We start from the raw sequence: 26,526 nt of genomic DNA, 5'->3' as shown, positions 1-26,526 counted from the left end.
ACTAGAACCTCGTGCCGAAGCTGAAGCGGAACAGTTCGTCCTTATCGAAACTTTCCTTCATCACCGGCACCGCCAGATCGACCGCCACCGGCCCCATCGGCGACTTCCAGCTGATGCCGGTGCCGACCGAGGCGCGCACCGAGCTGGCCTGGTTGATGCCGCTCTTGTTGGTGTAGGACTCGGTCTCACCGATCGAACCGATGTCGGTGAAGACCTGACCGGCGACGCCGAATTCCTGCGGCAGGCCCAGCGGGAATTTCAATTGCGCGGTGCCGTGATATTGCCACAGGCCGCCCAGGGCATCGCCGCTGCCGGAATCGCGCGGACTGACGCCCATCGGCTCGAAGCCGCGCAAGGTCTCGCCACCCAGATAGTAGCGCTCGGTGATGCGGATCTTGTTGTCGCCCCAGTTATTCATGAAGCCGGCATTGCCGGTCAGCGAGAACACCACGCCTTCGTCGATCGGGAAGAACTTACCCGCACCGAAATTGTTGCGGATGAACTTCTGGGTGCCGCCCAGGCCGGCGAACTCGTTATTGATGCGGAAATAATGACCTTCGGTCGGCTCGATGCGGCTGTCGCGATAATCCCACAGCAAGGTCTGCTGGATCGACGACATCATCGACGAGCCCAACTGCTCCTGCACATAGGTCGAGGCGGTGCTTTTGATGTTCTCGACCTGGTCGCGCTTGATCATGTACTTGATGTCTTGGCGCAAATTCTCGTGGATGCTGTAGCCGGCCCTGAGCGCGGTGCCGGCGGTATTCGAATCGTACGAGCTTTCGCGCTGCATCTTGCGGGTGATCGAGAACAGGTCGAAACCGGCCGCCAGCTGGCGATCCAGGAAATAGGGTTCGGTGAAGGACAGCTCGGCCGAGGTGCGGCGCGTGCCCAGCTGGCCGGAAAGCTTGAGGTCCTGGCCCTTGCCCAGCAGGTTGCGCTCGCGCAGCGAGCTTTCCAGCAGCGGGCCGGCCTGGCTGGACCAACCGATGCCGAACATCAGTTCGCCGGTGGACTTCTCGACGACATCGACCTTGATGATGGTCTTGTCGGGCGAGGTCTCGGAGGGCACGTTGGTCACCTCGACCTTCTCGAAGAAGGCCAGATCCTTGACGCGCTGACGCGAGCGGCGAACCTTGGCGGTATTGAAGGCGTCACCCTCGACCAGGCGGAATTCGCGGCGGATCACCTTGTCCAGGGTGCGCACGTTGCCGGTGATGTCGATCCGCTCGACATAGACGCGCGGGCCTTCCTGGATTTCATAGGTGACGTTGACGACCTTGTTCTCGCGGTCGCGCTGGATCTGCGGCTTGACGTCGACGAAGGCGTAACCCTTGGTGCCGACGGCGTCGGTCAGGCGCTGGACGATGTCTTCGACCTGATCGGCGTTGTACCACTCGCCCGGCTGGGAATCGATGTTGGCCTTCAGCTCGTCGGCGGTCAGGTCCTTCAGGGCAACCTTGATGTCGGAGGCGCCGAACTTGTAGCGATCACCCTCTTCCACCGTGAAGGTGATGAAGAAGCCCTCGCGGTCGGGCGTCAGCTCGGCCACGCCCGACACCACGCGGAAGTCGGCAAAGCCGTGCTTCAGGTAGTAACGGCGCATCAGCTCGCGGTCATAGGTCAGGCGGTCGGGATCGTAGGTGTCGTCCGACGACAGGAACCGGTACCAGCGCTCTTCCTTGGTCGACAGCACCTCGCGCAGGCGCGAATCGCTATAGAACTTGTTGCCGACGAAATTGATGCGCTTGACGTAGGTCGGCTCGCCCTCGTTGATCTCGTAGGCCAGATCGACGCGGTTCTGTTCCAGCTGGATGATCTTCGGCTCGACGGTGGCGGCAAAGCGGCCCTGGCGCCGATAAAGGTCCAGCATGCGCTTGACGTCGTTCTGGACCTTGGTGCGGGTATAGACCACGCGCGGGCGCAGCTGGGTTTCCTGCTGCAGCTCCTCGTCCTTGACGCGCTTGTTGCCCTCATAGGCGATGCGGTTGATGATCGGGTTCTCGACCACCTTGACCACCACCGCTTCACCCTCGCGCCGAATGGCGACGTCGGCGAACAGGCCGGTGTTGAACAAGGCCTTCAACGACCGGTCGATGCGGTCGGAATTGTAGGGATCGCCCTCGGCGATGGCCATGTAGGATTTGACGGTCTCGACCTCGACACGCTGGGTGCCCTGCACCACGATCTGCCGGACCCGGCCAGATTCTTGCGCCATGGCCGGCGCAACGGCGGCGATCAGCCCCAACGCCAGCGCGGTCTTTCGCACCAAACCCATTTAAGGCCCCCCTGAAGAAAGCCGCCCGGAAAAGACGACGATCTTGGTCTGTTTATAGCAACCGCTTGACCGCGTCCCACACTGGAAGAGAAACGATGTCGTTACGGGTAGCAAATACCATCAAGGCCAATACCAGAAACAGCCCGATTCGGAAACCATATTCTTGTGCCTTTTCGCCCAGCGGCCTACCAAAGATGGCCTCGGCGGCATAGAACACCAGATGACCACCATCCAGAACGGGAATGGGGAACAGATTAATTAAGCCCAGGTTAAGGGAAAGCAGAATGGTGTAGAAAACCACGCTGGCGAATCCCACCTGGGCCGCCTCGCCCGCGCCCTTGGCGATGCGGATCGGCCCGCCCAGTTCGTCGCTGTCGCGGGTGCCGGAAATCATCTGGCCGATGCCGACGAAAGTCGACGACACCATCTGCCCGGTTTCCTTGATCGCCTGCCACAGGGCCGAGGCCGGGCCGTAATGGACGATACTGGTGCGCTGCGTGTCGGCCGAGATGCCCAGCACCGGCACCTTTTCCATGTCGCCGAACAGCCCCTTGCGCTCGACCACGCGCGGCTGGGCGACGATGGAGATCATGGCGCCGTCGCGGTCGATGTCCATTTCCAGCGGGCGGTCGATATCCAGGCGGACGATGCGCTGGATTTCCTGGAAGCGATCGACCGCCTTGCCGTTGACCACCAGGATGCGGTCGCCCACCTTCAGGCCGGCGGCGGCGGCGGCGGTGTCGGGATGGACCTGGCCGATCACCGGCTCGGTGACCGGCTGGCCCAGGACCATGAACATCAAGGCCAGGCCGACGATGGCGAACACGAAATTGGCCGCCGGGCCGGCAAAGACGATGGCGGCGCGCTGGCCCACCCTCTTATAGCGGAAGCTCTGTTCCTTCTCGGCATCGGTCATGGGAATGTCGGCGGCGGTGGCCGAGGCCTCGTCGGCGTCGCCGAACATCTTCACATAGCCGCCCAAGGGCAGCAGGCTGAAGCGCCAGCGGGTGCCGGACTTGTCGTTGAAGCCCCAGATCTCGGGCCCGAAGCCGATGGAAAAGACCTCGACCTTCACGCCGTTCCAGCGGGCGACCAGGTAATGGCCCAGCTCATGGACGAACACCACGACGGTCAGGATGAGCAGGAAGACGACGATATAGTTCCAGAAGAAATCCATGACGATCCGTTCAGGTCAAGATCAGGCCGCCCGTCGGGCGGCGGTGGCATTCAGCGAATCCGGCCGGCCCGCAACGCGGCGGCGGCATGGGCGCGTCCCCACCCATCGGCTGCCATCACGTCGTCCAGGCTGTCCAGGGGCAGCGGCCCCATGGCATTCAGCGCGTCCTCGACCAGGCGGGCGATGCCCAGGAACGAAAGTGCGCCGGTCAGGAAGGCCTGGACGGCGATCTCGTTGGCGGCGTTCAAAACAGTAGGTGCGGCGCCGCCGCTTTGCAAGGCGCGCCGCGCCAAGGCCAGGGCGGGAAAGCGCACCGAGTCGGGTGATTCGAAGGTAAGCTGGCCGATCGCAGCCAGGTCCAGGCGGGGCGACGGCGCAGGAATCCGCCGGGGCCAGCCCAGGGCATAGGCGATGGGGGTGCGCATGTCCGGGCTGCCCAACTGCGCCAGCACCGAGCCGTCGCGGTAAGCCACCAGAGAATGGATCACCGATTGCGGATGCACGACGATGTCGATCTGACTTTCCGGCATGGCGAACAGGTGGTGGGCCTCGATCAGTTCCAGGCCCTTGTTCATCATCGAAGCCGAATCGACGCTGATCTTGGCCCCCATCGACCAGTTGGGATGGGCCACCGCCTGTTCGGGCGTCACCGCTTCCATCTCGGCCAGGCTGCGCGAACGGAACGGCCCGCCCGAGGCGGTCAGCACGATCTTCTCGATCTGGTCGCGCTGGTCGGTCTCGAACACCTGGAAGATGGCCGAATGCTCGGAATCCACCGGCAACAGGGTGGCGCCGCAGCGCTCGACCTCGGCCATCATCAGCTGCCCGGCCGAAACCATGCATTCCTTGTTGGCCAAACCGATCACCGCGCCACGCCGCACCGCTTCCAGGGTCGGCGCCAGGCCGGCAGCGCCGACGATGGCGGCCATCACCCACTGGGCCGGCCGCGCCGCCGCCTCGATTACCGCCGTCGCACCACCGGCCGCCTCGATGCCGCTGCCCTTCAGGCGGTCGCGCAGTTCGGCCAGACGGGTCTCGTCGGCCACCACCGCGACGCGGGCCTTCAGCCGCTTGGCCTGGTCGGCCAGCAGATCGACGCTGCCGTTGGCCACCAGTGCCTCGACCCGATAGGTCGCGGGGTCGGCTTCCACCAGTTCGACGGTGTTGCGGCCGATCGATCCGGTCGAGCCCAGAATGGTGACGGAACGGCGCTGATCGCTCATCGCCCCCCCTAGCCGTGCCAAGCCAGGACCGGCTGGCCCGACACCCAGGCGGCGAAGGCCACCGCCAGAGCGGCGGCCAGCAGGCCGTCAAGACGATCCAGCACGCCGCCATGGCCGGGAATGATGGTGCTGGAATCCTTGACGCCACAGCGGCGCTTGACCCAGCTTTCCATCAAATCGCCGGCTTGCGCCACCACCGCCAGCAAGCCGCTGGCCGCGACCAGACCGAAGGATAGCTGCCCATGCAGCCACAAGCCGATGCCGGCGCCCACCAGCGCGGCGCAAATCACGCCGCCGATCAGGCCGGCCCAGGTCTTCTTGGGGCTGACGCGCGGCATCAGCAACGGGCCGCCCAGGCCGCGGCCGGCGCCGTAAGCCCCGGTATCGGTGGCCCACACCAGCAACAAAAGCCACAACAAGGTCAACAGGCCCAGCTCGCCATCCTGGCGCAGCCACACCAGGGCCACCGCCGGCAGGCCGGTATAAAGGGCGCCCAGGCCAACCCACAGGCGGCCGCGTTCGGCATGGATCGGCGACAGGGCGGTGCCGGCCAGGCAAGCCGCCACCACCGCCAGCACCGACAGATGGGGGACTTCGACCGCCCCCAGCGCGGCGGCCGCGCCCGCGACGGCGGAAATCATCCCGGCAGCCCCGAAGCGGCCGGCAACCATCTTGTGCCATTCCCACGCCATCACCGCCGCCGCCACGGCAGCCAGCACGGCGAAGACATAACCGCCCCACCACGCCGCCAGCAATGCGGCGGGAGCCATGACCAGAGCCGAGACGATGCGAGTGGCCAGCACGGGGGCGTCAGCCGTTGGCCGCGCCAAAGCGGCGGTCGCGACCGTGATAGTCGCGGATCGCCGCCTCGAAGTCGGAACGGCTGAAATCGGGCCACAGCACGTCCAGGAACACCAGTTCGGAATAGGCGCACTGCCACAGCAGGAAATTCGAGATGCGCTGCTCGCCCGAGGTGCGGATCACCAGATCGGGATCGGGGATGTCGGCGGTGAACAGGTTGCCGGCCAGCGTTGTCTCGTCGATGGCATCGACCGAGATACGGCCTTCGGCCACCTGGCGGGCGACGGCCCGCGCCGCCTCGACGATTTCCTGGCGGCCGCCATAGGACAGCGCCAGCACCAGGGTCAGGGCATTGTTGTCCCGGGTCTTGGCCTCGGATTCCTCGATCAGCGTGACGATGTCGGCCGACAGCTTGGAACGGTCGCCGATGATGCGCAGGCGAATGCCGTTCTTGTGCAGGCTGTTGACCTCGTTGCGTAAGTAAAGGCGCAACAGGCCCATCAGGTCGGTGACCTCGCCCACGGGGCGCTTCCAGTTCTCGGACGAGAAGGCGTAAAGGGTCAGGTACGACACGCCCAGCTCGCGGGCGGTCTCGACGGCGCGGCGCACCGATTCCGCCCCCTTCTTGTGGCCGGCGGTGCGCGGCAAGCCGCGCGCCTTGGCCCAGCGGCCGTTGCCATCCATGATGATGGCGACGTGCACCGGTGCGGGCAGACCTTGATCGGGCTTGGCGGCGGCTTCCATCGGGGTCAGACCTGGATGATTTCCTTTTCCTTGTGGCTTAGCGCCTCGTCGATCTTCTTGATCGTCTCGTCGGTGATGGACTGGATGTCCTTCTCGTGCTTCTTGGTCTCGTCTTCCGAGACGTGACCGGCCTTTTCCATCTTCTTCAGGATGTCCAGGCCGTCGCGGCGGACGTTGCGCACGGCGATGCGGGCCTGCTCGGCATACTTGCCGGCGACCTTCTGCAGCTCCTTGCGGCGCTCCTCGTTCAGGGCGGGGATCGGCACGCGGACCACTTGGCCGTCGGTCTGCGGGTTCAGGCCCAGGCCGGCGTCGCGGATCGACTTCTCGACCGCCTTGACCAGGCCCTTGTCCCACACCTGCACGGTCAGCATGCGGGGCTCCGGCACGCCGATGGTGCCGCACTGGGTGATCGGCATGGTCTGGCCATAGGCCTCGACCACCACCGGCTCCAGCAGCGACGCGGCGGCGCGGCCGGTGCGCAGACCGGCGAATTCCTTCTTCAGCACGTCCACCGCGCTATCCATGCGGTGGCTCACGTCTTTCTTGAGATCGTTCCAATTGGTGGGCGTGGACACGATTCAACCCCCTTCCTTGATGATGGTGAAGCGCCCCTGCCCGGTCACCACCTGGGCAAAGGCACCATCGTTATGCATGTCGAAAACCACGATCGGCACATTGTTCTCGCGGCACAGCGAGATGGCTGAGGCATCCATCACCGCCAGATCGCGGGCCAGGACCTCGTGGAAGGTCAGATAGTCGTACCGCACCGCGTCCTTGACCTTCTTGGGATCGGCCGAATAGACGCCGTCGACCTGACTGGCCTTCAACAATGCGTCGCAGCCCATCTCGACGGCGCGCAGCGCGGCCGCCGTGTCGGTGGTGAAGAACGGGTTGCCGGTACCGGCGGCGAAAATCACCACCCGGCCCTTTTCCAGGTGGCGGATGGCCCGGCGGCGGATGAAGGATTCACATACCGACGGCATCGGAATGGCCGACTGGACCCGGGTGAACACGCCGCGATTTTCCAGCGCGTTCTGCAGGGACAGGGCGTTCATGACGGTGGCCAGCATGCCGATATTGTCGGCGGCGGCGCGGTCCATGCCCTTGGCGGCACCCGACAGGCCGCGAAAGATATTGCCGCCACCGACCACGCAGCACACCTCGACGCCCAGGTCGCGGACGGATTGCACTTCGCTGGCGATGCGTTCGACGGTCTCGGGATCCAGACCGTAATTGCGCGAGCCCATAAGACCCTCGCCCGAGATCTTCAAGAGAACGCGGCGGAACTTGGCGGCGGCGGCCATGATACCCTCGAAAACTGGATGGGACCCGGTGACGGCCGGGACGGCGCGATCATACACCATTCCGGCAATCTGTCTCGTCCTTCGTCACCAAAGGATAAAGAAACGGCCGCCGGACCAAGGATCCGGCGGCCTTTCGGTTTCGCGCCTCAGCCGCCCAGTTGGGCGGCGACTTCGGCGGCGAAGTCCTTCTCTTCCTTCTCGATGCCCTCGCCCAGGGCGAAGCGGGCGAAGCCGGTCAGCTTGACGGGCGCGCCGACATCCTTGGCGGCGTTCTCGACGACCTTCGAGATCTTGGTCTCCTGGTCGATGACGAACACCTGCTCGAGCAGGCAGACTTCCTCGTAGTACTTGCGCACGCGGCCTTCGACCATCTTCTCGATGACGGCGGCCGGCTTGCCCGAGGCCTTGGCCTGTTCGGTCAGCACGTCGCGCTCGCGGTCGAGGGCGGTGGTGTCAACCGAGCTGACATCCAGGAACAGCGGGTTGGCTGCGGCGACATGCATGGCGATCTGCTTGCCCAGCGCTTCCAGCTTGGCCTTGTCACCGGTCGATTCCAGCGCGACCAGCACGCCGATCTTGCCCAGACCCGGCGCGGTGGCCGAGTGCATGTAGGTGGCGACCAATCCAGCCGACACTTCCAGGCGAACGGCGCGGCGCAGGTTCATGTTCTCGCCGATGGTGGCGATCAGGGCGGTCAGCTGGTCGGCGACCGACTTGTCGGCGCCCGGGCAGGCGGCGGCCTTGATGGCCTCGACGTCCGAACCGGCATCCAGGGCGACCTGGGCGACGGCCTTGACGAAGCCCTGGAACTGGTCGTTGCGGCCGACGAAATCGGTCTCGGCGTTCACTTCGACGGCGACGCCCTTGGTGCCCGAGGCGGCAACGGCGACCAGACCCTCGGCGGCGACGCGGCCGGCCTTCTTGGCGGCGGCGGCCAGACCCTTCTTGCGCAGCCAGTCGATGGCCGCTTCGACGTCGCCGGCGGTCTCGCCCAGCGCCTTCTTGCAGTCCATCATGCCGGCGCCACTCTTCTCGCGCAGCTCCTTGACAAGCGCAGCGGTAATCTCGGCCATGTCAGCTTTCCTCTTCGTGTGCAGTCTAAGATATTGCGTTCAATAGCTTGATTTTCTTACGAAAACGGCGGCGACGCAGGTCGCCGCCGTCTATCGTCAATCAACGCCTTATTCGGCCTGAGCGACAACCTCGGGCTCGGCTTCGGCGGCGATCACCTCGACCGGGGCCTCGGCCTGGGCGCCGATGTCGCCGCCGGCGCGGCCGATTTCGGCCTGGATGCCGTCCAGCACGGCGCCGGCAACCAGATCACAATAGGACTGGATGGCGCGGATGGCGTCGTCATTGCCGGGAACCGGGAAGGTGATGCCGGCCGGATCCGAGTTCGAATCCAGGATGGCCACCACCGGGATGCCCAGCTTGTTGGCTTCCTGAACCGCCAGCGATTCCTTGTTGGTATCGATGATGAACAGGATGTCGGGCAGGCCGCCCATGTCCTTGATGCCGCCCAGGGCGCGGTCGAGCTTTTCCTTCTCGCGCGACAGGACCAGCTGTTCCTTCTTGGTCAGCGCCGACAGGGCGCCCGAGGCCAGCTGCTCGTCGAGCTCGCGCAGGCGCTTGATCGAGTGCGAGATGGTCTTCCAGTTGGTCAGCATGCCGCCCAGCCAACGATGGTTGACGTAGTACTGGCCGCACTTCTTGGCCGATTCGGCGACGATGTCCGAGGCTGCGCGCTTGGTGCCGACGAACAGGACGCGGCCGCCACCGGCGACGACGTTACGCACCGCGGTCATCGCCGCATGCAGCATCGGGACCGACTGCTGCAGGTCGATGATGTGGATACCGTTGCGGATGCCGAACAGGTACGGCGCCATCTTCGGGTTCCAGCGGCGGGTGTTGTGACCGAAATGCACGCCGGCTTCGACGAGTTGACGCATGGTGAAAGTGGGCAGAGCCATTGGAGAAAATTCCTTCCATTCTCCGGTTAAGCCTCCGCGGGTGTCGCCGGGGACGAGCCCCGACACCGGAGCGACGACGCGACTAGCACGCCGCCGCGGACCCGCGTGCGGATTGATCGGCGGCTTGTACTCCCTCTCGGCCGGCTTGGCAAGCCTGACGTGGGTTATCGGGGGGCGGAAATCAGCGTGCCGCCGCCGGAATCCGCGCTGGGCGGTCCAGGATGGCGGTGCAGGCCTCGGGCAGGACCGGCCGGCGGGTGTTGGGCTTGTCGCGGCCCAGCTCGGGCAGGATGGTCGGACGCGCCAACCAGGATTGCAGTTCCGCCCCACAACCGTCGCCGTCGGGAACCGATGCCTGGGGGGCGCACTCGCCATCGCCGGGCGGACAGGACAGGCGGACGTGGAAATGCTCGTCATGGCCCCACCACGGCCGCAGCTTGGCCAGCCAGGCGCGGTCGCCCTTGGCCGAGCGGCAGGCGGCGGCCTTGATGGCCGGGTTGACGAAGATGCGATCGACCTCGGGCGGGCCGGCGGCGCGTTCCAGCAATTTCAGGTGCCGTGGGGTCCAGGTCTTGGCATCGACCGCCTTACCCTTGACCATCGACATCGGCACCGGCCGCGACCGCTCGTCGGGCATCAAGGCCCGCCCGGGCAACCGGAACCAGATATCGACATCGATCCCGTTCTGGTGGCTGCCGTGGCCATAGGCCATCGGGCCGCCGCGCGGCTGCGACAGATCGCCGATCAACAACGGCCCCGCCCCGTCGGCGGCCGCCTTGCGGCCCAGATCCTGGATGAAGGCGATGGTGCGGGGATGGGACCAGTTGCGATTGCGTTCGAGCCGCAGCACCTGATAGCCGGTTCCGTCGGGCGGCAGCGCCACCGCGCCTGCGATGCAGCCGGCCGCTGCGCCCCCGATGGCGCGCGGATGGTCGTCGGCCGAGGGCTGGCCGATCGCCGCCCACCGATCGGCCGGCGAGGCCCCGGCCGCGGAAGACATCAAGCAGGCCACCAGGATCATCAACCGCCGCATGGTCTTAATCCAACGGGGCTTCGGCGAACTGGCGCTGGATGTCGGCGATGGCCGATCGGCTTTGCTTCAGCACCTCGACCGCTTCCGGATCGAACTTCTTGCCCGATTGCTCGGTCAGGAAGCCCAGAGCGTCTTCAACGCTCCACGGCTTCTTGTAGGGGCGCGTGCTGGTCAGGGCGTCGAACACGTCGGCGACGGCGACGATGCGGCCTTCCAGCGACACCTCGTCGCCGGCCAGGCCGGCCGGATAGCCCGACCCGTCCACCGCTTCATGGTGATGAGCCACCACGTTGCGCAGCACCCGCAGATAGGGCGCCTGGGTCAGGCGGAAGGTCTCGGCCATCACCTGGACGATCTCGTTGCCGCGCCCGACATGGCTTTTCATGATCTCGAATTCTTCGGTGGTCAGCCGGCCGGGCTTGAACAGGATCTGGTCGGGCACGGCGATCTTGCCGACATCGTGCAAGGGCGAGAACTGGAACAGGAACTCGACCCATTCGTCGCTCATGCCCTTGCGCGGCGCCAGCCGAAGCGCGATCAGCCGGGTATAGCGCGACATCCGCTCGAGGTGGGTGCCGGTTTCCTCGTCCCTGACGCGGCTGATCTGGCGCACCGTCTTGACCGCCGCCTGGATCATGCGGATCGCGTCCAGTTCCATGATGGTCTGCAGCGACACCACCTCGGCGATGGCCTTCAGGCCGCGCACCACCGGACCGGTGAAATAGCCCTTGCGGAACGAATTGAAGAACACGAAACCGTAGAACACGCCCTTGTGGAAGATCGGCACGGTGTAGCTGGACAGATAGCCCGCCCCGGTCAGCCGGCGGCGATGGGCCGGCGCCGAACTGACATGGTCGGTCAGATCGTTGATCACCCGCCTGGCCCCGGTGCGGGCCAGTTCCGCCAGCGATTTCAGGTCGGCCAGCCGAGCGACGGTGTGGTCGAACGGATTGTCGCTTTCCGAGGAATGGACGAACGACCGCAAGATGTCGGTCTTTTGTTCGTAGATGGCGACGGCGATGCGGTTGACACCGTCGAAATCGCGCTTCATCTCGTCATGCAGGCACATCAGCCGTTCGGCCAGACCCTGTTGGATCGGCCGATATGCCACCTTCGTCGAGTCTGAAGCGGACGTGATCCCCATGATGCGTGTCGCGATCCAATATTGCTTGGAGCGGACTATACGTTAATTTCTGCGTCAGCGTCAAAAACAGGTTGTAACGCAACCGTCAATCAAAAACAGTTTCGGTGAACTTCGCCTGGATTTCACGGATCTCGGCTTCGCTTTCACATAAGGCGGCAACGCAATCAGGGGCGAACTTGATGCCGGACATGTCTCGCAGCAGGCCCAGAGCCCGGTCTACGTCCCAGGCCTCCTTGTATGGCCGGGTCGAGGTCAGGGCGTCGAAGACGTCGGCGACGGCGGCGATGCGTGCCTCGATTGGAATGTCCACCCCAGATAAACCATAGGGATAACCCGATCCATCCAAGGCTTCGTGATGGTAAGCGACAATGTTGCGCAAGACTTGGAAATGAGGAAGCGAGCGCAACTCGAAATCGTTGATCATGCCGTCGACGATTTCCACGCCCTTGGCCACATGGGCCTTCATGGCGGTGAATTCGTCGGCGGTCAGCCGGCCGGGCTTGAGCAGGATCGCGTCGGCCACGGCGATCTTGCCGACATCGTGCAGCGGGCAGAACTGGAACAGATATTCCACATATTCGTCGGTCAGCCCGTTGGGGCCAGCAAGGCGCTGTGCCACCACCTGGGCATAGCGGGCCATGCGGGCCAGATGCGCCCCGGTTTCCTCGTCGCGGGCCGAGCTGACCGAGCGGATGGTCTTGACCGCCGCCTGCATCATCCGAAGGGTGTCGAGATCGCGCATGATCGACAGCGCGATCAGTTCGGCATAGGGCCGCAGTCGCTGCACCACCGACGGGGCGAAATATCCGGCCTGGAACGAATTGAAGAACACGAAGCCGTACAGGATGCCGCGATGCTGGATCGGCATGGTGTAGCTGGAACGATAGCCGGCGGCGATCAGGCGGCGGGCATGGTCCTGACCGCGCTCGGCCGCCTCGGTCAGATCGTGGATGATCCGCCGCGCCCCGGTCCCGGCCAGTTGCTGCAGGCTGGGCACGTCGGCCAGCCGGCTGGTGTGGTTGACCAGCGGGCTGTCGCCGTCGGACGAATGGATGAAGGTCTTGAGCAGATCTGTCTTGGCATCGTAAAGGGCGATGGCGACGCGGTTCAGCGCCACCAACGTCCCGTCGGTCTTGATCTCGTCATGAAGACAGATCAAGCGTTCGGCGACCCCACGATAAAGCCCCTGGTCGACCTCGTTCAAGGCGCCCCCCCTGCCCCAACTGAGCAGATGCTAACAGAGGCCGGTTGGACAGGTCAAACGCTCACGGGCCCCGGTGGTCAGCCCAGCCCCTTCGCGGTCTCGCGCAGGATGAACTTCTGGATCTTGCCGGTCGAGGTCTTGGGCAAGGGACCGAAGACCACCGTACGCGGGCATTTGAAATGGGCCAGCTTCTGGCGGGTGAAGTCGATGATGTCCTTTTCGGACACGCTGGCCCCGTCCTTCAGCATCACGAAGGCGCAGGGCGTCTCGCCCCACTTCTCGTCGGGCCGGGCCACCACGGCGGCCTCGACCACGTCGGGGTGCTGGTACAGCACGCCCTCGACCTCGATGGTCGAGATGTTCTCGCCGCCCGAGATGATGATGTCCTTGGACCGGTCCTTCAGTTCCAGATAGCCGTCGGCGTGCCACACCCCCAGATCGCCGGTGTGGAACCAGCCGCCGGCGAAGGCCTCGTCGGTGGCCTTGGGATTCTTCAGATAGCCCTTCATCACCACGTTGCCGCGGAAGAACACCTCGCCCATGGTGACGCCGTCCTTCGGGCATGGTTCCAGCGTGGTGGGATCGGCGACCATCAGGCCTTCCTCCATCACATAGCGCACGCCCTGGCGGGCTTTCAGCCGGGCCCGTTCGTCCAGCGGCAGTTCGTCCCATTCCTCGTGCCACGAACAGACCGAGGCCGGTCCATAGACCTCGGTCAGGCCGTAGACGTGGGTGATCTTGAAGCCCTGGCTTTCCAGCCGGCCGATCACGGCGGCCGGCGGCGGCGCAGCGGCGGTCATGAACTCGACCTGATGGGGCAGCGGTCGGCGGTCGGCGTCCGAGGCGTTGATCAACAGCCCCATGACGATGGGCGCACCGCACAGATGGGTGACCTTGTGGGCCTCGATGGCGGCGAACATGTGGGCGGCATCGACCCGGCGCAGGCAGACATGGGTGCCGGCCAGGGCGGTCACCGTCCACGGGAAGCACCAGCCGTTGCAATGGAACATCGGCAGGGTCCACAGATAGACCGGATGGCCGCTCATGCCCCAGGTCATGGCATTGCCGATGGCGTTCAAGTAAGCGCCGCGATGGTGGTAGACCACGCCCTTGGGATTGCCGGTGGTGCCCGAGGTGTAATTGAGCGCGATGGCTTCCCATTCGTCTGCGGGCCAGCGCCAGGCGAAATCGGAATCGCCGGTTTCCAGGAACGCCTCGTAGGTCATCTCGCCCAACAGCTCGCCGCCGCTATAGGCCGGGTCGTCGATGTCGATGACCAGGATGTCCTTGCGCGCCGTCATGGTCAGCGCCTTCTTGATCACGCCCGAGAATTCGCGGTCGGTGATCAGCACACGGGCCTCGCCATGGTCAAGGATGAAGGCCAGGGCCTCGGCATCCAGGCGGATGTTCAAGGCGTTCAGCACCGCGCCGATCATCGGCACGCCGAAATGGGCCTCGAAGATCGCCGGCACGTTGGGGGCCATCACCGCCACGGTGTCGCCCACCCCGATGCCCCGCTTGGCCAGCGCCGAGCCCAGGCGTCGCGCGCGGGCATAGATTTCGGCCCAGGTGAAGCGCAACTCGCCATGGATCACCGCCACCCGCGCCGGGTAAACGCTGGCGGCCCGCTCGAGGAAATGCAGCGGCGTCAGCGCCACGAAATTAGCCGGGTTCTTGTCCAGGTGGGTGTCGTAGGGATGCGCCATTTTCTGGTCTCCTGGGTCGCTGCTTGCTTGAGCACGAGAATGCGTCGCCCGCCCCCCTTTTTCAACGCCCGCCTTTTCAGCAATTGACAGCGGCGCTCAAGCCGGGCTGGATTTCCCCATGCGCCTTGCCCTGGTCATCAACCGTGCCGCCGGCACCTTCCGCCGCCTTCCGTTGGAACAGACGGTCGAGGCGATCGCCGACCAGTTCCAGGCCGCCGGTCACGCGGTCGAGGTCGAGGTCTGCGGCCGACGCGACCTGGCCGCCCGGCTGTCGGCGCTGGCGACCCGGTCCGACATCGACGCGGTGATCGCCGGCGGCGGCGACGGCACCATCCTGACCGCCGTGCTGGCCGGCATCGGCCGCACCAAGCCGCTGGGCCTGTTGCCACTGGGGACCTTGAACCTGTTGGCCCGCGACATCGGCCTGCCGCTGGACCCGGTCGAGGCGGCCCGGGTGCTGGCCGGCGCCCACGAGGCCGAGATCGATTTGGGCGAGGTCAACGGCCTGCCCTTCGCCATCTGGGCGTCGTTGGGCATGCATCCGCGGGTGGTGCGCCGCCGCGACCGCCTGCAGCGCGAGGGATTGACCAAGTGGCCGGCCTTCGCCCTGGCGGCGCTTCGGGCCTTTCGCCGCTATCCGATGGTGACGGTGACGCTGGCCATCGGCGACAACACCACCACGGTATCGACGCCGCTTCTGGTCATTTCCAACAATGCCTGGCGCGAAGAGCCTTTGCCGCTGAAACGCCAGACGCTGGACCAGGGCGAGTTGGTGGTCCACATCGCCAAGTGCAATTCGCGCCTGTCGTTGCTGTGGCTGGCCTTCAACGCCCTGATCGGCCGCTGGCGGGTCGGCAGCCTGCTGGAAACCTTCAGCGCCCACGAGGTCCGGGTGACCGGGCGCAAGCGCCGGGTCATGCTGTCCCTGGACGGTGAGGTCACGGTGCTGGCCTCGCCCTTGGTGTTTCGCGTCAATCCCAAGGCCTTGCGCATGCTGGTGCCGCCCCCTGCCCCGCCCAAGGCCGTTCCATGAGACTGATCGCCCATCTGTCCGACCTGCATTTCGGCCGCACCGACGATCAGGTCGTCGCCGCCCTGCGTCACGACCTGAAACAGCACCGGCCCGATCTGGTCATCGTGTCGGGCGACTTGACCCAGCGGGCCCGCACCGCCCAGTTCGCCCAGGCCCGCGCCTTTCTGGAAAGCTTGCCTGCGCCGTCCTTGGTGGTGCCGGGCAACCACGATCTGGCCCCGCTTTATCGCCCGCTGGCCCGCCTGTTCGCGCCGCGCGCCAAGTTCGCCCGCCACCTTCCCGATCATGACGAAAGCCCGGTCTGGACCGACGAGCGCCTGGTGGTGGTCGGGCTGGACAGCACCCGTCATCTGCGCTGGAAAAGCGGCAAGTTGCGCGACCATCATCTGGACCATGTCGATCAGGTGCTGGCCGAGACGCCGGCCAGCCATTGCCGCATCGCCTTCCTGCACCATCCGCCCTCGACCGCCAAGGCCGGCCACCCCTTCGCCAGCCTGGCCGAGCGCGGTATCGACCTGGTGCTGGCCGGCCATGTCCACCATGCCCATATCGAGCTGATCCATGCCGGCCATCACCACTCGTGTGTGCTGGTGCAGGCCTCGACCGCCTGCTCGACCCGGCTGCGCGAGGATGCCAACGGCTATGCCCTGATCCGGGTCGGCATGCCCGCAATCACCGTCGAGGTGCGCGGATGGAACGGCAAAGAGTTCCATACCGTGCACCGCCACGGCTTCCACAAGCTGTCGGGCCTGTGGCACCACGATTGATCCCATATTCAACAGGTGTCACTGATCGGGGGCTGGATAGGCCTGAGCGCCATGCAATAGGCGCAGAATGATCACCGCGTCATCGCTGATCGTATAAACCGCAACCCAGGGCGATCTGGACAAAACCAATTCGCGGGTGCCGCCCACGCGTCCAGAACGGCCACGATAGGGAAAATCGCCCAAACTATCGACGATTGTAAAAATCTCGAAGCCAATCCGGGCGGCAAGTCTGGGATCGTCCCGAGCAATCCGGTCACATTGGGCGAACAGATCGGATTCAGCCCGTCTCGTCCAGCGGACGATCAAGCACCACTCCCGAAACGGGACCGGAAGCGGGTAACAACCTCGTCGTGGGGTACGGTACGGCCCTGACGCAGGTCGGCAAGTCCATCCTCGACCGCCTCGACGAAGGCCAGTTCGGCATCAAGATAGGATTTGATGGCCGCGCCCACCACCCACGACTTGCTGCGGCCTTGCATCACGGCAAGCCGGTTCAAGCGGTCTGACAAATCGGTCTCAATTCGCGCGGTGATGGTGACATCTCTACGCATGGCGGCACGTCCCATGGAATACGACCGAATACATTGTAGGCATCTTGGTGTCGAGGGGCAAGACCGCCCCCCCTGCCCTCACGCCCCCGACAGGCAGGCGATCGCTTCTTGCAGCTTGGCCTTGGCGGCCAGCCATTCCTCGCGGCGCTCGCGGTTTTCCTCGACCACCTCGGGGGCGGCCTTGGCGACGAAGTCGGGATTGCCCAGCTTGCGATCGACCTTGACCACTTCCGCCTCGACCCGGACCAGTTCCTTTTCCAGGCGGGCCCGTTCCTTATCGATGTCGATGATGCCGGCCAGCGGCATGATCAAGGTGGCGCCATCGACCACCATCTGCACCGCACCCTCGGCCAGAACCGCCACCGAACGGGCGGCGCTGGCCTCCCACTCGACCACGTCCAGGCGGGCCATGCGCAGGATCAGGTCCTGGTGGGTGCGGCCCCATTCCAGGGTCCGCGCGTCCAGGCCGCTGGTCAAAAGCTCCGTCTTGGCCGAGGCCGGCACGTTCATTTCCGAACGCACGCCACGGATGGTCGAGATGACCCGGACCACCCAATCCATCTCCTGCTCGGCCGCCGGATTGGCGACGCCGTCCAGGCGGGGCCAATCGCGCAGCATCAGCTGGTCGGTGCGCCCGCCCAGCTTGGCCCACAGCTCTTCGGTGATGAAGGGCATGAAGGGATGCAGGATGTGCAAGATCACGTCCAGCACCCAGGCGGTGGCGGCGCGGGTCTCGGCCTTGGCGGCTTCGTCGGTGCCGCCAAAGATCGGCTTGGCGAATTCCAGGTGCCAGTCGCAGAAGGTGCCCCAGACGAACTGGTAGGCGGCGTTGGCGGCGGCGTCGAAACGATAGCCGGCCAGGGCTTGGGCCACCTTGTCGGCGGTCTCGGCCGCCTTGCCGACGATCCACCGGCTGACCGTGCCGGTCACCTTGGTCGGGTCGAAGCCTTCAACGGGCGCGCATTCGTTCATCTGGCAGAAGCGCGCAGCGTTCCACAGCTTGGTGGCGAAGTTGCGATAGCCCTCGACCCGGCCTTCCGCCAGCTTGATGTCGCGCCCCTGCGCCGCCAGGGCGGTCAGGGTGAAGCGAAGCGCGTCGCAACCATATTTGTCGATCAGGTCCAGGGGATCGATGATGTTGCCCTTGGATTTCGACATCTTCTGGCCCTTTTCGTCGCGGACCAGGGCGTGGATGTAGATTTCCTTGAACGGCACCTCACCCATGAAATGGATGCCCATCATCATCATGCGGGCGACCCAGAAGAAGATGATGTCGAAGCCGGTGACCAGGACGTCGGTGGTGTAATAGCGCGCCAGTTCCGGCGTCTGTTCCGGCCAGCCCAGCGTCGAGAACGGCCACAGCGCCGAACTGAACCAGGTATCCAGCACGTCGGTGTCGCGGGTCAGGGTGGCGGCCTGGCCGTAATGAGCGGCGGCGGCGGCCAGGGCCTCGGCCTCGGTCAGTTCGACGAAGACCTTGCCGTCGGGGCCGTACCAGGCCGGAACCTGATGGCCCCACCATATCTGGCGCGAAATGCACCACGGCTGGATGTTGCGCATCCATTCGTAATAGGTGTTTTCCCAATGCTTGGGCACGAAGCGGGTCTTGCCGGTCTCGACCGCTTCCAGCGCCGGCTTGGCCAGGGTGGCGGCGTCGACGAACCATTGGTCGGTCAGCCACGGCTCGATCACCACGCCGGACCGGTCGCCATAGGGGACCATGTGGACGTGGTTGTCGATCTTGTCCAACAGGCCCAGTTCCTCGATCTCGGCCACCACCAGCTTGCGGGCGTCATAGCGGTCCAGGCCCTGGAAACGCTCTGGCACGTCGCCGGTCAACTTGGCGTCGCGATCCAGGATGTTGATCATCGGCAAATCGTGGCGCTTGCCGACCTCGAAATCGTTGAAATCGTGGGCGGGCGTGATCTTGACCGCGCCGGTGCCCTTGGTCGGGTCGGAATATTCGTCGGCGACGATGGGGATCAGCCGGCCGACGATGGGCAGGCGCACCAGCTTGCCGACCAGATGGGTGTAACGCTCGTCCTCGGGATGGACGGCGACGGCGGTGTCGCCCAGCATGGTCTCGGGCCGGGTGGTCGCCACGGTGATGAAGGTGTCTTCCATCCCCTCGACCGGATAGCGGAAGTGCCACATATGGCCCTTCACTTCCCGCTGCTCGACCTCCAGGTCGGAAATGGCGGTGTGCAGCTTGGGGTCCCAATTGACCAGGCGCTTGTCGCGATAGATCAGGTCCTGCTTGTAAAGGGTCACGAAGACCTTGCGCACCGCTTCCGACAGACCGTCATCCATGGTGAAGCGTTCGCGCGCCCAATCGGGCGAGGCGCCCAGGCGGCGCAGCTGGCGGGTGATGGTGCCGCCCGATTCGGCCTTCCATTCCCACACCCGCTCGATGAACTTGTCGCGGCCCAGATCGTGGCGGGTGATCTTTTGCGCTTCCAGCTGGCGTTCGACCACCATCTGGGTGGCGATGCCGGCATGGTCGGTGCCCGGCTGCCACAGCGCGTCGCGCCCGGCCATGCGGTTGTAGCGGATCAACACGTCTTGCAGCGTGAAGGTCAGCGCGTGGCCCATGTGCAGGCTGCCGGTGACGTTCGGCGGCGGCATCATGATGGTATAGGGCACCTTGTTGGAATCCGGGCGGGCGGCGAAGGCGCCCGACTGTTCCCAGCGGCCGTAATGGTGGGATTCGACATCCCCGGGGCGATAGGTCTTGTCCAGCATGACCAGGGCTGTTCCTGTTGCTTGATCGATGAACGAAGGGTGGGAAAGGAAAGGCGGCCCGGAGAGCCCCGAGCCGCCTGTTTGAAATCTCGGGCCGGCGGAGATTATAGATTCTCGGCGCGGTTTACCATCTTCTCGATTTCCTGCTTCACGAGCCGCTCGATCATGTAGGGCAGGTTGTCATCAAGCCATTCCTTGAGGATCGGCTTCAGCAATTCGCGCACCATGTCTTCCAGGGTGATGCCGCCATTGCCCAGCCCGATACCGCGGTGGCGCACGATTTCGCGGGCCAGGTCCGACAGCAGCGAGGTGGAATGACGGGCCACCGGATCCGAGATCAGCGGCTCGGCCGGCGATTCCATCGGCGGCATGCGCCGGACCGGCATCGGCTCGGGTTCCGGCTCGGGTTCGGACTCGAAATCGAACTCGCCGACATCGGGCTTGAATTCGTTGATGTCGAAGGCCGGCCCGTTATCGTCGAGCACCATGTCGTCGGTCAGCTCGAGGACATCTTCCTCTTCCTCGGGCTCGGGTTCGAACACCGGCTCCGGCTCGAAAACCGGTTCCGGCTCGGGCTCGGGCTCGGGCGCCGGAGCCGCCTGGGCGAACAGCGCGTCGATGTCGTCCTGCGGCAACGGAGCGGGTTCCGGCTCGGGCTCGGGCTCGGGCTCGAGCGGCTGCTCCGCGACCGGAGTGGCGCTCTTATCCTCGACCTCGTCTTCCGACAGGATGCGTCGGATCGAGGCAAGGATATCCTCCATTGAAGGTTCCTGTTGTGCCTTGTCGTCACTCATAGCTCGACTATCCGATGCTCCCCCGGCGTCCTATGCAGGACATCATGCCGCACGACCTAGAACAAATCATTAAGAAGATTGCGGCCCCCGCCGTCAATCCTCGTACTTCTCGTTGATTCCCGAACCGATCCACTGATAACGAACGTCGTCGAAATTCTTGCGCGGATCATATGTTTCGACATTCAGCGCCAAACCTGTGGCGGTCATTTCGCCCAGCGCCGACTTCAAGGTGAAGGCAGAAACCATCTGGTCGCGCTGTGCCTTGACCAGGTTGACACGGGCCAGGAACAGTTCCTGTTCGGCGTCCAACACGTCCAGCACGGTGCGCGAACCGACCTTGGCTTCTTCCTCGACACCGGCCAGGGCCAGCTCGGAGGCGCGGATCTGCGCCTCGATCGACGAAATGCGGGCCCGGGTCGATTGCAGGTCTTCCCAGCCCTTGGTGGCGGATTCCAGGGCGTCGCGACGGGCCTGGTCGGCCTCGATCTTGCGCCGGCCATAGGTGTGCTTGCTTTCGCGCAGCGCCGAATAATACTGGCCACCCTCATAAAGCGGCACCGACAGCTTGACCGTCGCTTCGGCGGTTTCCAACTCGCTGCCCTGGCTGGAGGTCGACAGCTTGCGGCTGAGTTCGCCGTTCAAGGTCACCGACGGCAGCAGATCGCCGCGCGCCAAGTCGATTCCTTCCTTGGCCGACTGGGCGGTCCAGTCGGAATAGATCACCAGCGGGTTCTTGGCCAGAGCCGTTGCCTTGATCTCGTCGAAGCTGGCGGGAACCGCGGCCGGGGCCTTGGGAGCCTGCGGCGATTCCGGCGAACGGCCGATCAGGGTGATGAACTTGGCGCGGGAATTCTGCACCGCGCCCTCAGCGGCGGCGCGCTCGGCGACGGCGCCCGACAGGCGGGCCTCGGCCTGGCTGACGTCGGTACGGGTGATCTCGCCGACGCGGAAACGTTCCTGCGCGGCTTCCAGCTGACGGCGCAGCACCTGCTCGTTGTTGATGTTGAGCTTCAGGACCGATTCGTCACGCACGACATCCAGGTACGCGGTGGCCGCGTTCAGCAAGATGGTCTGTTCCTTGGACTGCAAGTCGGCGCGGCCGGCCAGTACGTTGGCCTCGGCCTGGCGGGTGCCGGCGACGGTCTTGCCGCCGCGATACAGGTACTGGGTGACGGTCAGCGTCTTGTCGTCCGAGGTACGGCCCTGCTCGCGGCCCTGGGCCGAGGAGCCGGTGTAGGAATTGGATTCATACTTGCCGCGCCCGTACTCGTCGGTGAAGGTCACGGTCGGCCGCCACTTGGACAGCGCCTGCGGCACTTCTTCGTCGGTGGCGCGCAACTGGGCGCGCCGAGCCAGCAAGGTCGGGTTGGTGGCATAGGCGATCGCCAGGACCTCTTCCAAGGTCTCGGCGGCGGCCGGCGGGGCGCCCAGCGCCACCAATCCAGCCATCGCGACACCGGCCATCCAAAAGCTCTTTTTCATACCGCACCTTCCTGCAAGGCTCGAGACCGTCCTAATTCGTCCAGACGAAAGAGACAACGGGACCTTCTCCCCCACCGCCCGCACCATCAATAACGATCCACCCATGTCCACGCTTCAGCGCAGCAATTGTTGCGGATCAGAAACATCGCCGCAATCGACCGCATACGCCGGAGCCTCGGCAGAAACCGGGCTGGGCCGACTAGGCCAATTAATCACCAAGGTTATTTACGAAGTCTTAAACGCAAGACGGCGAAGCGCCATTTTCCTGGATAGTTTCGGTTTCGGAAGTTCCTTGACCTAGAACCGGAACACCGGCTTGGCGGCCGGCATCGGCAGGCGGGCGGTGGTGCCGTCGAAGACCACGCGACTACCCCAACTGTCACCCACCCGCACCAGCACGGTGCCGCGCCCGACGCCCTTGCCGTCATCGACCACGCCGACCAGGCGGCCGCCGTCGGCCAGCTGGCGACGCAGATCGACGGGAATCTCGGCCATGGCGCCGGACAGGAAGATCACGTCGAACGGCGCCTGGGCGGGATAGCCGCCGCCGTAGGGACCCTGCACCACCACGGCGTTGTCGACCCCCAACGAGGTCAAGGTCTGGCCCGAACGGGCGACCATTTCGGGATCGGCCTCGATCGAGACCACGGTCTGGGCCAGCCGGGCCAGGACGGCGGTGACGTAGCCGGTGCAATCGCCGATGTTCAAGACCACGTCGCTATCCTTGATACCGGCGGCTTCCAGCAATTTGGCCAGGATCAAGGGCTTCATCACCACCCGGCCGGCGCCGACATCCAGGTCTTCATCGACATAGGCGAAGGCGCGCATCGGCTTCGAAACGAACATCTCGCGCGGGACGGCGCCCAGCGCCCGGACGATCCTGGGCTCGATCACCCGGTTGGTGCGAATCTGGCTTTCGACCATGTTGAAGCGGGCGGCGGCGAAATCCATGAGGTCCCTCGTGATGTCTGGTGACGGGGCGCCGCCCTGAAAGCTGGCGCTGCCTGCCTTATACCGCCGGAAAATGGCCGACTCAAACCCTTTCCAAAGAAGTGTCGAAAGCCCATAAACATCGGCTTGACCAGTCCGACCAACCCGCGTATAAGCACGGTCCTCACGTCGGGCACCGGTCGCTTTCAAGCCTCTGGCCCGGTCTGACGGAGGGCCGGGTGGCAGAGTGGTGATGCAGCGGACTGCAAATCCGCGTACGTCGGTTCAATTCCGGCCCCGGCCTCCAGTGCTCGTGAGAACAGTTTTCAGTGGGTCCCTACCGCGACGACCCCCTGATCCGGAGTAGCTCAGCGGTAGAGCAGCCGGCTGTTAACCGGCTGGTCGGGGGTTCGAATCCCTCCTCCGGAGCCAATCAAGGGCCGGTCGTCCGAAAAAGACGGCCGGCCCTTTTGCTTTCATCCACCCTTGTCTTTTCGAAGAACCCGTCCGACAGTGCCGACGGAACTCTCTGGGCAGGATTTCTGTGTCCGTGAATGCAACACCGGCCATCCACTCGCCACGCCTCGATCGCGCGTTGGCCCGCGTTTTGCCGTCGGCCCAGCCGGGAAGCATGGCGAAATGGGAACGGGTGCTGGGGCCGACCCTGTGGCCGTATCTTGCCGCCGCTCTGGATGTGCCCGCCGCCGACGGCGAGGCCTGGCGGCGTCTGGCCGGGCAACTGGGCCAGGCCAATCTTCCCCGCTCGGCCCTGGTGGCCTTGTTCCTGGCCCGCCAGGCGACCACCGACCGCTTCGTGCTGGGCGACCTTTATTGCGAGGAAAGCATGTGGTGGCGGGCGCTGGGATTGCCCGACGCCCCCCGCCTTAGGGTGGCCCGCCGGCTTTATTCCGAACCCGACGCCTCTGAAACGGTCGAGGAAAGCAGCGCCGACGGCCTGACCACGCTGACCCGCCGCAACGCCCCCGCCCGCTTCGACGAATATTGCCACGCCTGCGCAACGGACGAGTTTCCGCAATGGATCGACGAGGCCCGCACCGTCGATCTGGACGCGGTGGACACCCCGATCGGCGCCGCCGAGGACCTGTCCTTCCTGGTCCTCAAGGGCGGCCAGGTGGCGATGCGGCTGGATGCCTGGGTGCGCGGCAACGCCTCGGTCCAGTTCGGCGGCGTGCCGGTGATCTTTTCGGCCCGGGGCGCGCGACCCGACGACCAACTGGCGGCGCTTGCCATCAACCATCTTCGCTATCTGACCATTTGGTCCGGGGCCGATCTGGTGATGGTCGAGACCGCCGCCGACCTGGACCTGGAGCCCGAGCCGCTACGGCAATGGATCGACAGCCACCGCACCTGGTCGCGCCGGGTGGATTATGTCCAGATCGACCTGGCCCGGCCCGAGGAGACGATTTTCGCCGATTTCCGCGAGACCCATCGCCAGGACACCAAGCGCGGCCTTCGCCTGATGGACGTTCGTGCCTGGACGGCCGACGACCGGGCGTTGATCGAGGATTACCTGCATCTCAAGGCGATGATCGGGCGATTTTCGTTCGACACCATCGACACGATCCGCGACAGCCTGGCCGCCGGGCGGACCCATCTGTGGGTCGGCTATGACGGAGCCACGCCGATCTCGGCGGTGCTGACCGCCGACCACGGCACCACCACCATCTACAGCTCCAGCGTCTCGGCCCCGGGCGAGCGCCGGCCGCTCAGCCACGCCCTGGTCTGGACCGCCATTCAGGACGCCAAGGCCCGCGGCCAGAAGCTGTTCGACATGGCGCCCCTGCAGATCGACCCCGCCTTCGGCACGAAGCATGCCGGCATCGCCCTGTTCAAGCGCGGCTTCGCCCGCACCCGGCTCGAGCGGACCTGGCATGCCGTCCAGGTCCGTTAGAAGCCGTCATCGGCCCGTTTGTGCATTCATCCATCGGTGATTATAGTTGTTCCAAGCCCGACACCATTCCTTGCGCTGTTCGAAGGACCCATCCATGAAACGCCTGCTGATCCCCGCCCTGCTGGCCCTGGCCGTCGCCGCCGGCCCCGCCGAAGCCGGCTGGGACGAGGCCAAGGCCGCCTTCTCGCGCCAGGACTGGCCGGTGACGCTGCGCGAATTGCAGCCCCTGGCGCAAAGCGGCCATGTCGAGGCCCAGGCCCGGCTGGGCTATATGCTGCTGAACGGCATCGGAATCGCCCGCAACGAGGCCGAGGCGGTCCGCCTGCTGAGCATCGCCGCCGACAAGAACGATCCCTTGGCCCAGTTCGCCTTGGGCACTGCCTATTTCGCCGGCAGGGGCATCACCGCCGACCGCGACCGCGCCCTGATCATGTTCCTGCGCGCCGCCGACCAGAACCAGCCCAACGCGCTCAACAATCTGGGCCAGATCCACTTTCAGGGCGTCGGCGTGCCGAAGGACGAGGCCAAGGGCCTGACCTATCTGCGCCGCGCCGCCGACCTGGGCATTCCCGCCAGTTGGGAAACCATCGGCATCGCCCATTGGTTCGGGCGCGGCGTGCCCCAGAACCCCGCCGAGGCGGTCCCGTGGCTGAAAAAGGCCGCCGAGAAGGGCCTGATGACCGCCCAGAACCTGTACGGCGCCGCCTTGTGGAACGGCAACGGCACCGCCAAGAACCAGACCGAGGCGGTCAAGTGGTTCGAACGCGCCGGCAACCAGGGCGACGGATCGTCGCTGTTCAATGTCGGCCAGGCCTATCTGAACGGGGTCGGCGTGCCGCGCGACATCGAGAAAAGCTATTACTTCCTGAGCCTGGCGGCGCGCCAGGCCAAGCCCCAGGACATCGCCCGCTTCGCCGAGGCCCGCGACAAGGCCAAGGCCAGCACCAACCCCGACCAGGAACAGCGGGCCAACGCCCGGGCCGCCCAGTGGAAGCCCGGCAGAGACGGCGGCGGCGAAGCCGTTTCTGGCCCGCAATCGGCGGCGGCCGGCGGCCAGACGGCCCTGCCAGCGGCACCGGAGCGGCCGAGAATATCGTCGGGCTCGGGCTTCGCCGTCAATGCCGACGGCATCGTCTTGACCAATTCCCATGTGGTCAAGGTCTGCCGCAACATCCGCGTCACCATCGGCGACACCGGCCGGGCCGAGGCCGCCGTGGTGGTCGCCCGCGACGACGCCAATGATCTGGCCGCCTTGAAGACGTCGTTGCGCCCCACCGACATCGCCCGCTTCCGCGAGGACAAGCCGATCCGCTCGGGTGACCAGGTGGTGGTGGTGGGCTTTCCGCTGTCGGCGCTGCTGTCGCGAGAGCCCAACATCACCGACGGCGTCATCAGCGCCATGGCCGGCATCAAGGGCGACAAGCGCCATTACCAGCTGACCGCGCCGATCCAGCCGGGCAATTCCGGCGGCCCGGTCGTCGACATGAGCGGATCGGTGGTCGGCGTGGTGGTGTCGAAGCTGAACGCCTCGCGCGTTGCCGAGCGCACCGGCGACATCCCGCAGAACGTCAATTTCGCCATCAAGGCGGACCTGGCCCGCAAGTTCCTGACCGACAATTCCCTGACCTTTTCGACGGCGCCGGCCACCCCCACCATGTCGGCGGCCGATGTCGGCGACAAGGTCAGGAAGGTCACCGCCTTCATCGAATGCGAAGGATGATCAGCGCC

23 protein-coding genes and 2 tRNA genes are annotated in these 26,526 nt (G+C 65.3%); 6 read left to right on the top strand and 19 right to left on the bottom strand.

All coding sequences use genetic code 11. The features are described from left to right. Position 1: 1 nt before the first annotated feature. The 13 genes from bamA to A6A05_RS05820 form a co-directional block, all read right to left on the bottom strand. The gene (gene bamA, locus A6A05_RS05880; protein ID WP_068498398.1) at positions 2-2,278 is read right to left on the bottom strand and encodes an outer membrane protein assembly factor BamA; all 2,277 of its coding nucleotides are present in this window, start codon (positions 2,276-2,278) and stop codon (positions 2-4) included. 52 nt (positions 2,279-2,330) lie between these two features. After that, on the bottom strand, positions 2,331-3,455 hold the full coding sequence (gene rseP, locus A6A05_RS05875) for an RIP metalloprotease RseP (protein WP_068498396.1): 1,125 nt from the start codon (positions 3,453-3,455) through the stop codon (positions 2,331-2,333). A gap of 50 nt (positions 3,456-3,505) precedes the next feature. Continuing rightward, positions 3,506-4,678 (bottom strand): 1-deoxy-D-xylulose-5-phosphate reductoisomerase, encoded by a 1,173-nt coding sequence (locus tag A6A05_RS05870; RefSeq protein WP_068498394.1) that lies wholly within the window; start codon positions 4,676-4,678, stop codon positions 3,506-3,508. Between the two features lie 8 nt (positions 4,679-4,686). Beyond that, positions 4,687-5,481 (bottom strand): phosphatidate cytidylyltransferase, encoded by a 795-nt coding sequence (locus tag A6A05_RS05865; RefSeq protein ID WP_068498393.1) that lies wholly within the window; start codon positions 5,479-5,481, stop codon positions 4,687-4,689. Between the two features lie 7 nt (positions 5,482-5,488). Then, on the bottom strand, positions 5,489-6,223 hold the full coding sequence (locus A6A05_RS05860) for an isoprenyl transferase (RefSeq protein ID WP_068498391.1): 735 nt from the start codon (positions 6,221-6,223) through the stop codon (positions 5,489-5,491). A gap of 5 nt (positions 6,224-6,228) precedes the next feature. After that, on the bottom strand, positions 6,229-6,801 hold the full coding sequence (gene frr / locus A6A05_RS05855) for a ribosome recycling factor (RefSeq protein WP_068498390.1): 573 nt from the start codon (positions 6,799-6,801) through the stop codon (positions 6,229-6,231). Positions 6,802-6,804: 3 nt separating this feature from the next. After that, positions 6,805-7,530, bottom strand: a complete 726-nt coding sequence (pyrH, locus tag A6A05_RS05850; RefSeq protein ID WP_068498423.1) for a UMP kinase — start codon at positions 7,528-7,530, stop codon at positions 6,805-6,807. 146 nt (positions 7,531-7,676) lie between these two features. Further along, positions 7,677-8,603 carry a translation elongation factor Ts gene (gene tsf, locus A6A05_RS05845; RefSeq protein WP_068498388.1) on the bottom strand — a complete coding sequence of 309 codons (927 nt, stop codon included), beginning with the start codon at positions 8,601-8,603 and terminating at the stop codon, positions 7,677-7,679. Between the two features lie 108 nt (positions 8,604-8,711). Next, positions 8,712-9,500, bottom strand: coding sequence for a 30S ribosomal protein S2 (gene rpsB / locus A6A05_RS05840; protein WP_068498386.1), 789 nt, complete (start codon positions 9,498-9,500; stop codon positions 8,712-8,714). 181 nt (positions 9,501-9,681) lie between these two features. Beyond that, a complete protein-coding gene (gene mepA / locus A6A05_RS05835) occupies positions 9,682-10,533 on the bottom strand; it encodes a penicillin-insensitive murein endopeptidase (RefSeq protein ID WP_068498384.1) in 852 nt (283 codons plus the stop codon). 4 nt (positions 10,534-10,537) lie between these two features. Then, positions 10,538-11,644 carry an HD-GYP domain-containing protein gene (locus A6A05_RS05830; RefSeq protein ID WP_172822205.1) on the bottom strand — a complete coding sequence of 369 codons (1,107 nt, stop codon included), beginning with the start codon at positions 11,642-11,644 and terminating at the stop codon, positions 10,538-10,540. Between the two features lie 118 nt (positions 11,645-11,762). After that, complete coding sequence (locus A6A05_RS05825; RefSeq protein ID WP_068498380.1) at positions 11,763-12,881, bottom strand: HD-GYP domain-containing protein; 1,119 nt, start codon at positions 12,879-12,881, stop codon at positions 11,763-11,765. 77 nt (positions 12,882-12,958) lie between these two features. Then, complete coding sequence (locus A6A05_RS05820) at positions 12,959-14,587, bottom strand: acyl-CoA synthetase (protein ID WP_068498378.1); 1,629 nt, start codon at positions 14,585-14,587, stop codon at positions 12,959-12,961. 118 nt (positions 14,588-14,705) lie between these two features. Here A6A05_RS05820 and mamU point away from each other — a divergent pair, with 118 nt between their 5' ends. Together mamU and A6A05_RS05810 are read left to right on the top strand one after the other, a co-directional pair. Further along, positions 14,706-15,620 carry a lipid kinase MamU gene (gene mamU, locus A6A05_RS05815; RefSeq protein WP_068498376.1) on the top strand — a complete coding sequence of 305 codons (915 nt, stop codon included), beginning with the start codon at positions 14,706-14,708 and terminating at the stop codon, positions 15,618-15,620. Next, entirely contained in the window at positions 15,617-16,387 is a 771-nt protein-coding gene (locus A6A05_RS05810; protein WP_068498374.1) for a metallophosphoesterase family protein, read from the top strand. The genes mamU and A6A05_RS05810 overlap by 4 nt, the downstream gene beginning before the upstream one ends. Positions 16,388-16,405: 18 nt before the next feature. On the opposite strand, the gene A6A05_RS05805 is transcribed toward A6A05_RS05810, so the two are convergent. The 6 genes from A6A05_RS05805 to A6A05_RS05780 all read right to left on the bottom strand — a co-directional run bounded on the left by A6A05_RS05805 (position 16,406) and on the right by A6A05_RS05780 (position 22,907). Continuing rightward, complete coding sequence (locus tag A6A05_RS05805) at positions 16,406-16,693, bottom strand: type II toxin-antitoxin system RelE/ParE family toxin (RefSeq protein ID WP_068498372.1); 288 nt, start codon at positions 16,691-16,693, stop codon at positions 16,406-16,408. Continuing rightward, on the bottom strand, positions 16,690-16,938 hold the full coding sequence (locus A6A05_RS05800; protein ID WP_068498370.1) for a CopG family ribbon-helix-helix protein: 249 nt from the start codon (positions 16,936-16,938) through the stop codon (positions 16,690-16,692). The genes A6A05_RS05805 and A6A05_RS05800 overlap by 4 nt, the downstream gene beginning before the upstream one ends. 78 nt (positions 16,939-17,016) lie before the next feature. Continuing rightward, positions 17,017-19,680, bottom strand: coding sequence for a valine--tRNA ligase (locus A6A05_RS05795; protein WP_172822203.1), 2,664 nt, complete (start codon positions 19,678-19,680; stop codon positions 17,017-17,019). Between the two features lie 104 nt (positions 19,681-19,784). After that, positions 19,785-20,441, bottom strand: coding sequence for a DUF2497 domain-containing protein (locus A6A05_RS05790; RefSeq protein ID WP_068498366.1), 657 nt, complete (start codon positions 20,439-20,441; stop codon positions 19,785-19,787). Between the two features lie 126 nt (positions 20,442-20,567). Continuing rightward, complete coding sequence (locus A6A05_RS05785; protein WP_068498363.1) at positions 20,568-21,956, bottom strand: TolC family outer membrane protein; 1,389 nt, start codon at positions 21,954-21,956, stop codon at positions 20,568-20,570. A gap of 297 nt (positions 21,957-22,253) precedes the next feature. Then, the gene (locus A6A05_RS05780; protein WP_068498361.1) at positions 22,254-22,907 is read right to left on the bottom strand and encodes a protein-L-isoaspartate O-methyltransferase family protein; all 654 of its coding nucleotides are present in this window, start codon (positions 22,905-22,907) and stop codon (positions 22,254-22,256) included. Between the two features lie 212 nt (positions 22,908-23,119). On the opposite strand from A6A05_RS05780, the gene A6A05_RS05775 reads away from it, so the two are divergent. The 4 genes from A6A05_RS05775 to A6A05_RS05760 all read left to right on the top strand — a co-directional run bounded on the left by A6A05_RS05775 (position 23,120) and on the right by A6A05_RS05760 (position 26,518). Further along, positions 23,120-23,193, top strand: a tRNA-Cys gene (locus A6A05_RS05775). A 50-nt stretch (positions 23,194-23,243) separates the two neighbouring features. Next, a tRNA-Asn gene (locus A6A05_RS05770) sits at positions 23,244-23,318 on the top strand. 118 nt (positions 23,319-23,436) lie between these two features. Then, positions 23,437-24,798, top strand: a complete 1,362-nt coding sequence (locus tag A6A05_RS05765; RefSeq protein WP_156520923.1) for a GNAT family N-acetyltransferase — start codon at positions 23,437-23,439, stop codon at positions 24,796-24,798. A gap of 94 nt (positions 24,799-24,892) precedes the next feature. Next, a complete protein-coding gene (locus A6A05_RS05760) occupies positions 24,893-26,518 on the top strand; it encodes a tetratricopeptide repeat-containing serine protease family protein (RefSeq protein WP_068498357.1) in 1,626 nt (541 codons plus the stop codon). Positions 26,519-26,526 lie beyond the last annotated feature (8 nt).

It is taken from the genome of Magnetospirillum moscoviense, assembly GCF_001650635.1.
Lineage (GTDB): Bacteria > Pseudomonadota > Alphaproteobacteria > Rhodospirillales > Magnetospirillaceae > Magnetospirillum > Magnetospirillum moscoviense.
This window is presented reverse-complemented; position numbering and strand designations above follow the sequence as displayed.

What these genes read in the sequence shown, in the direction of transcription:
- bamA (WP_068498398.1), bottom strand. Translation starts at nt 2,278, where the DNA reads ATGGGTTTGGTGCGAAAGACCGCGCTGGCGTTGGGGCTGATCGCCGCC.
- rseP (WP_068498396.1), bottom strand. Translation starts at nt 3,455, where the DNA reads ATGGATTTCTTCTGGAACTATATCGTCGTCTTCCTGCTCATCCTGACC.
- A6A05_RS05870 (WP_068498394.1), bottom strand. Translation starts at nt 4,678, where the DNA reads ATGAGCGATCAGCGCCGTTCCGTCACCATTCTGGGCTCGACCGGATCG.
- A6A05_RS05860 (WP_068498391.1), bottom strand. Translation starts at nt 6,223, where the DNA reads ATGGAAGCCGCCGCCAAGCCCGATCAAGGTCTGCCCGCACCGGTGCAC.
- pyrH (WP_068498423.1), bottom strand. Translation starts at nt 7,530, where the DNA reads ATGGCCGCCGCCGCCAAGTTCCGCCGCGTTCTCTTGAAGATCTCGGGC.
- tsf (WP_068498388.1), bottom strand. Translation starts at nt 8,603, where the DNA reads ATGGCCGAGATTACCGCTGCGCTTGTCAAGGAGCTGCGCGAGAAGAGT.
- rpsB (WP_068498386.1), bottom strand. Translation starts at nt 9,500, where the DNA reads ATGGCTCTGCCCACTTTCACCATGCGTCAACTCGTCGAAGCCGGCGTG.
- mepA (WP_068498384.1), bottom strand. Translation starts at nt 10,533, where the DNA reads ATGCGGCGGTTGATGATCCTGGTGGCCTGCTTGATGTCTTCCGCGGCC.
- A6A05_RS05820 (WP_068498378.1), bottom strand. Translation starts at nt 14,587, where the DNA reads ATGGCGCATCCCTACGACACCCACCTGGACAAGAACCCGGCTAATTTC.
- mamU (WP_068498376.1), top strand. Translation starts at nt 14,706, where the DNA reads ATGCGCCTTGCCCTGGTCATCAACCGTGCCGCCGGCACCTTCCGCCGC.
- A6A05_RS05810 (WP_068498374.1), top strand. Translation starts at nt 15,617, where the DNA reads ATGAGACTGATCGCCCATCTGTCCGACCTGCATTTCGGCCGCACCGAC.
- A6A05_RS05800 (WP_068498370.1), bottom strand. Translation starts at nt 16,938, where the DNA reads ATGCGTAGAGATGTCACCATCACCGCGCGAATTGAGACCGATTTGTCA.
- A6A05_RS05795 (WP_172822203.1), bottom strand. Translation starts at nt 19,680, where the DNA reads ATGCTGGACAAGACCTATCGCCCCGGGGATGTCGAATCCCACCATTAC.
- A6A05_RS05790 (WP_068498366.1), bottom strand. Translation starts at nt 20,441, where the DNA reads ATGGAGGATATCCTTGCCTCGATCCGACGCATCCTGTCGGAAGACGAG.
- A6A05_RS05785 (WP_068498363.1), bottom strand. Translation starts at nt 21,956, where the DNA reads ATGAAAAAGAGCTTTTGGATGGCCGGTGTCGCGATGGCTGGATTGGTG.
- A6A05_RS05780 (WP_068498361.1), bottom strand. Translation starts at nt 22,907, where the DNA reads ATGGATTTCGCCGCCGCCCGCTTCAACATGGTCGAAAGCCAGATTCGC.
- A6A05_RS05760 (WP_068498357.1), top strand. Translation starts at nt 24,893, where the DNA reads ATGAAACGCCTGCTGATCCCCGCCCTGCTGGCCCTGGCCGTCGCCGCC.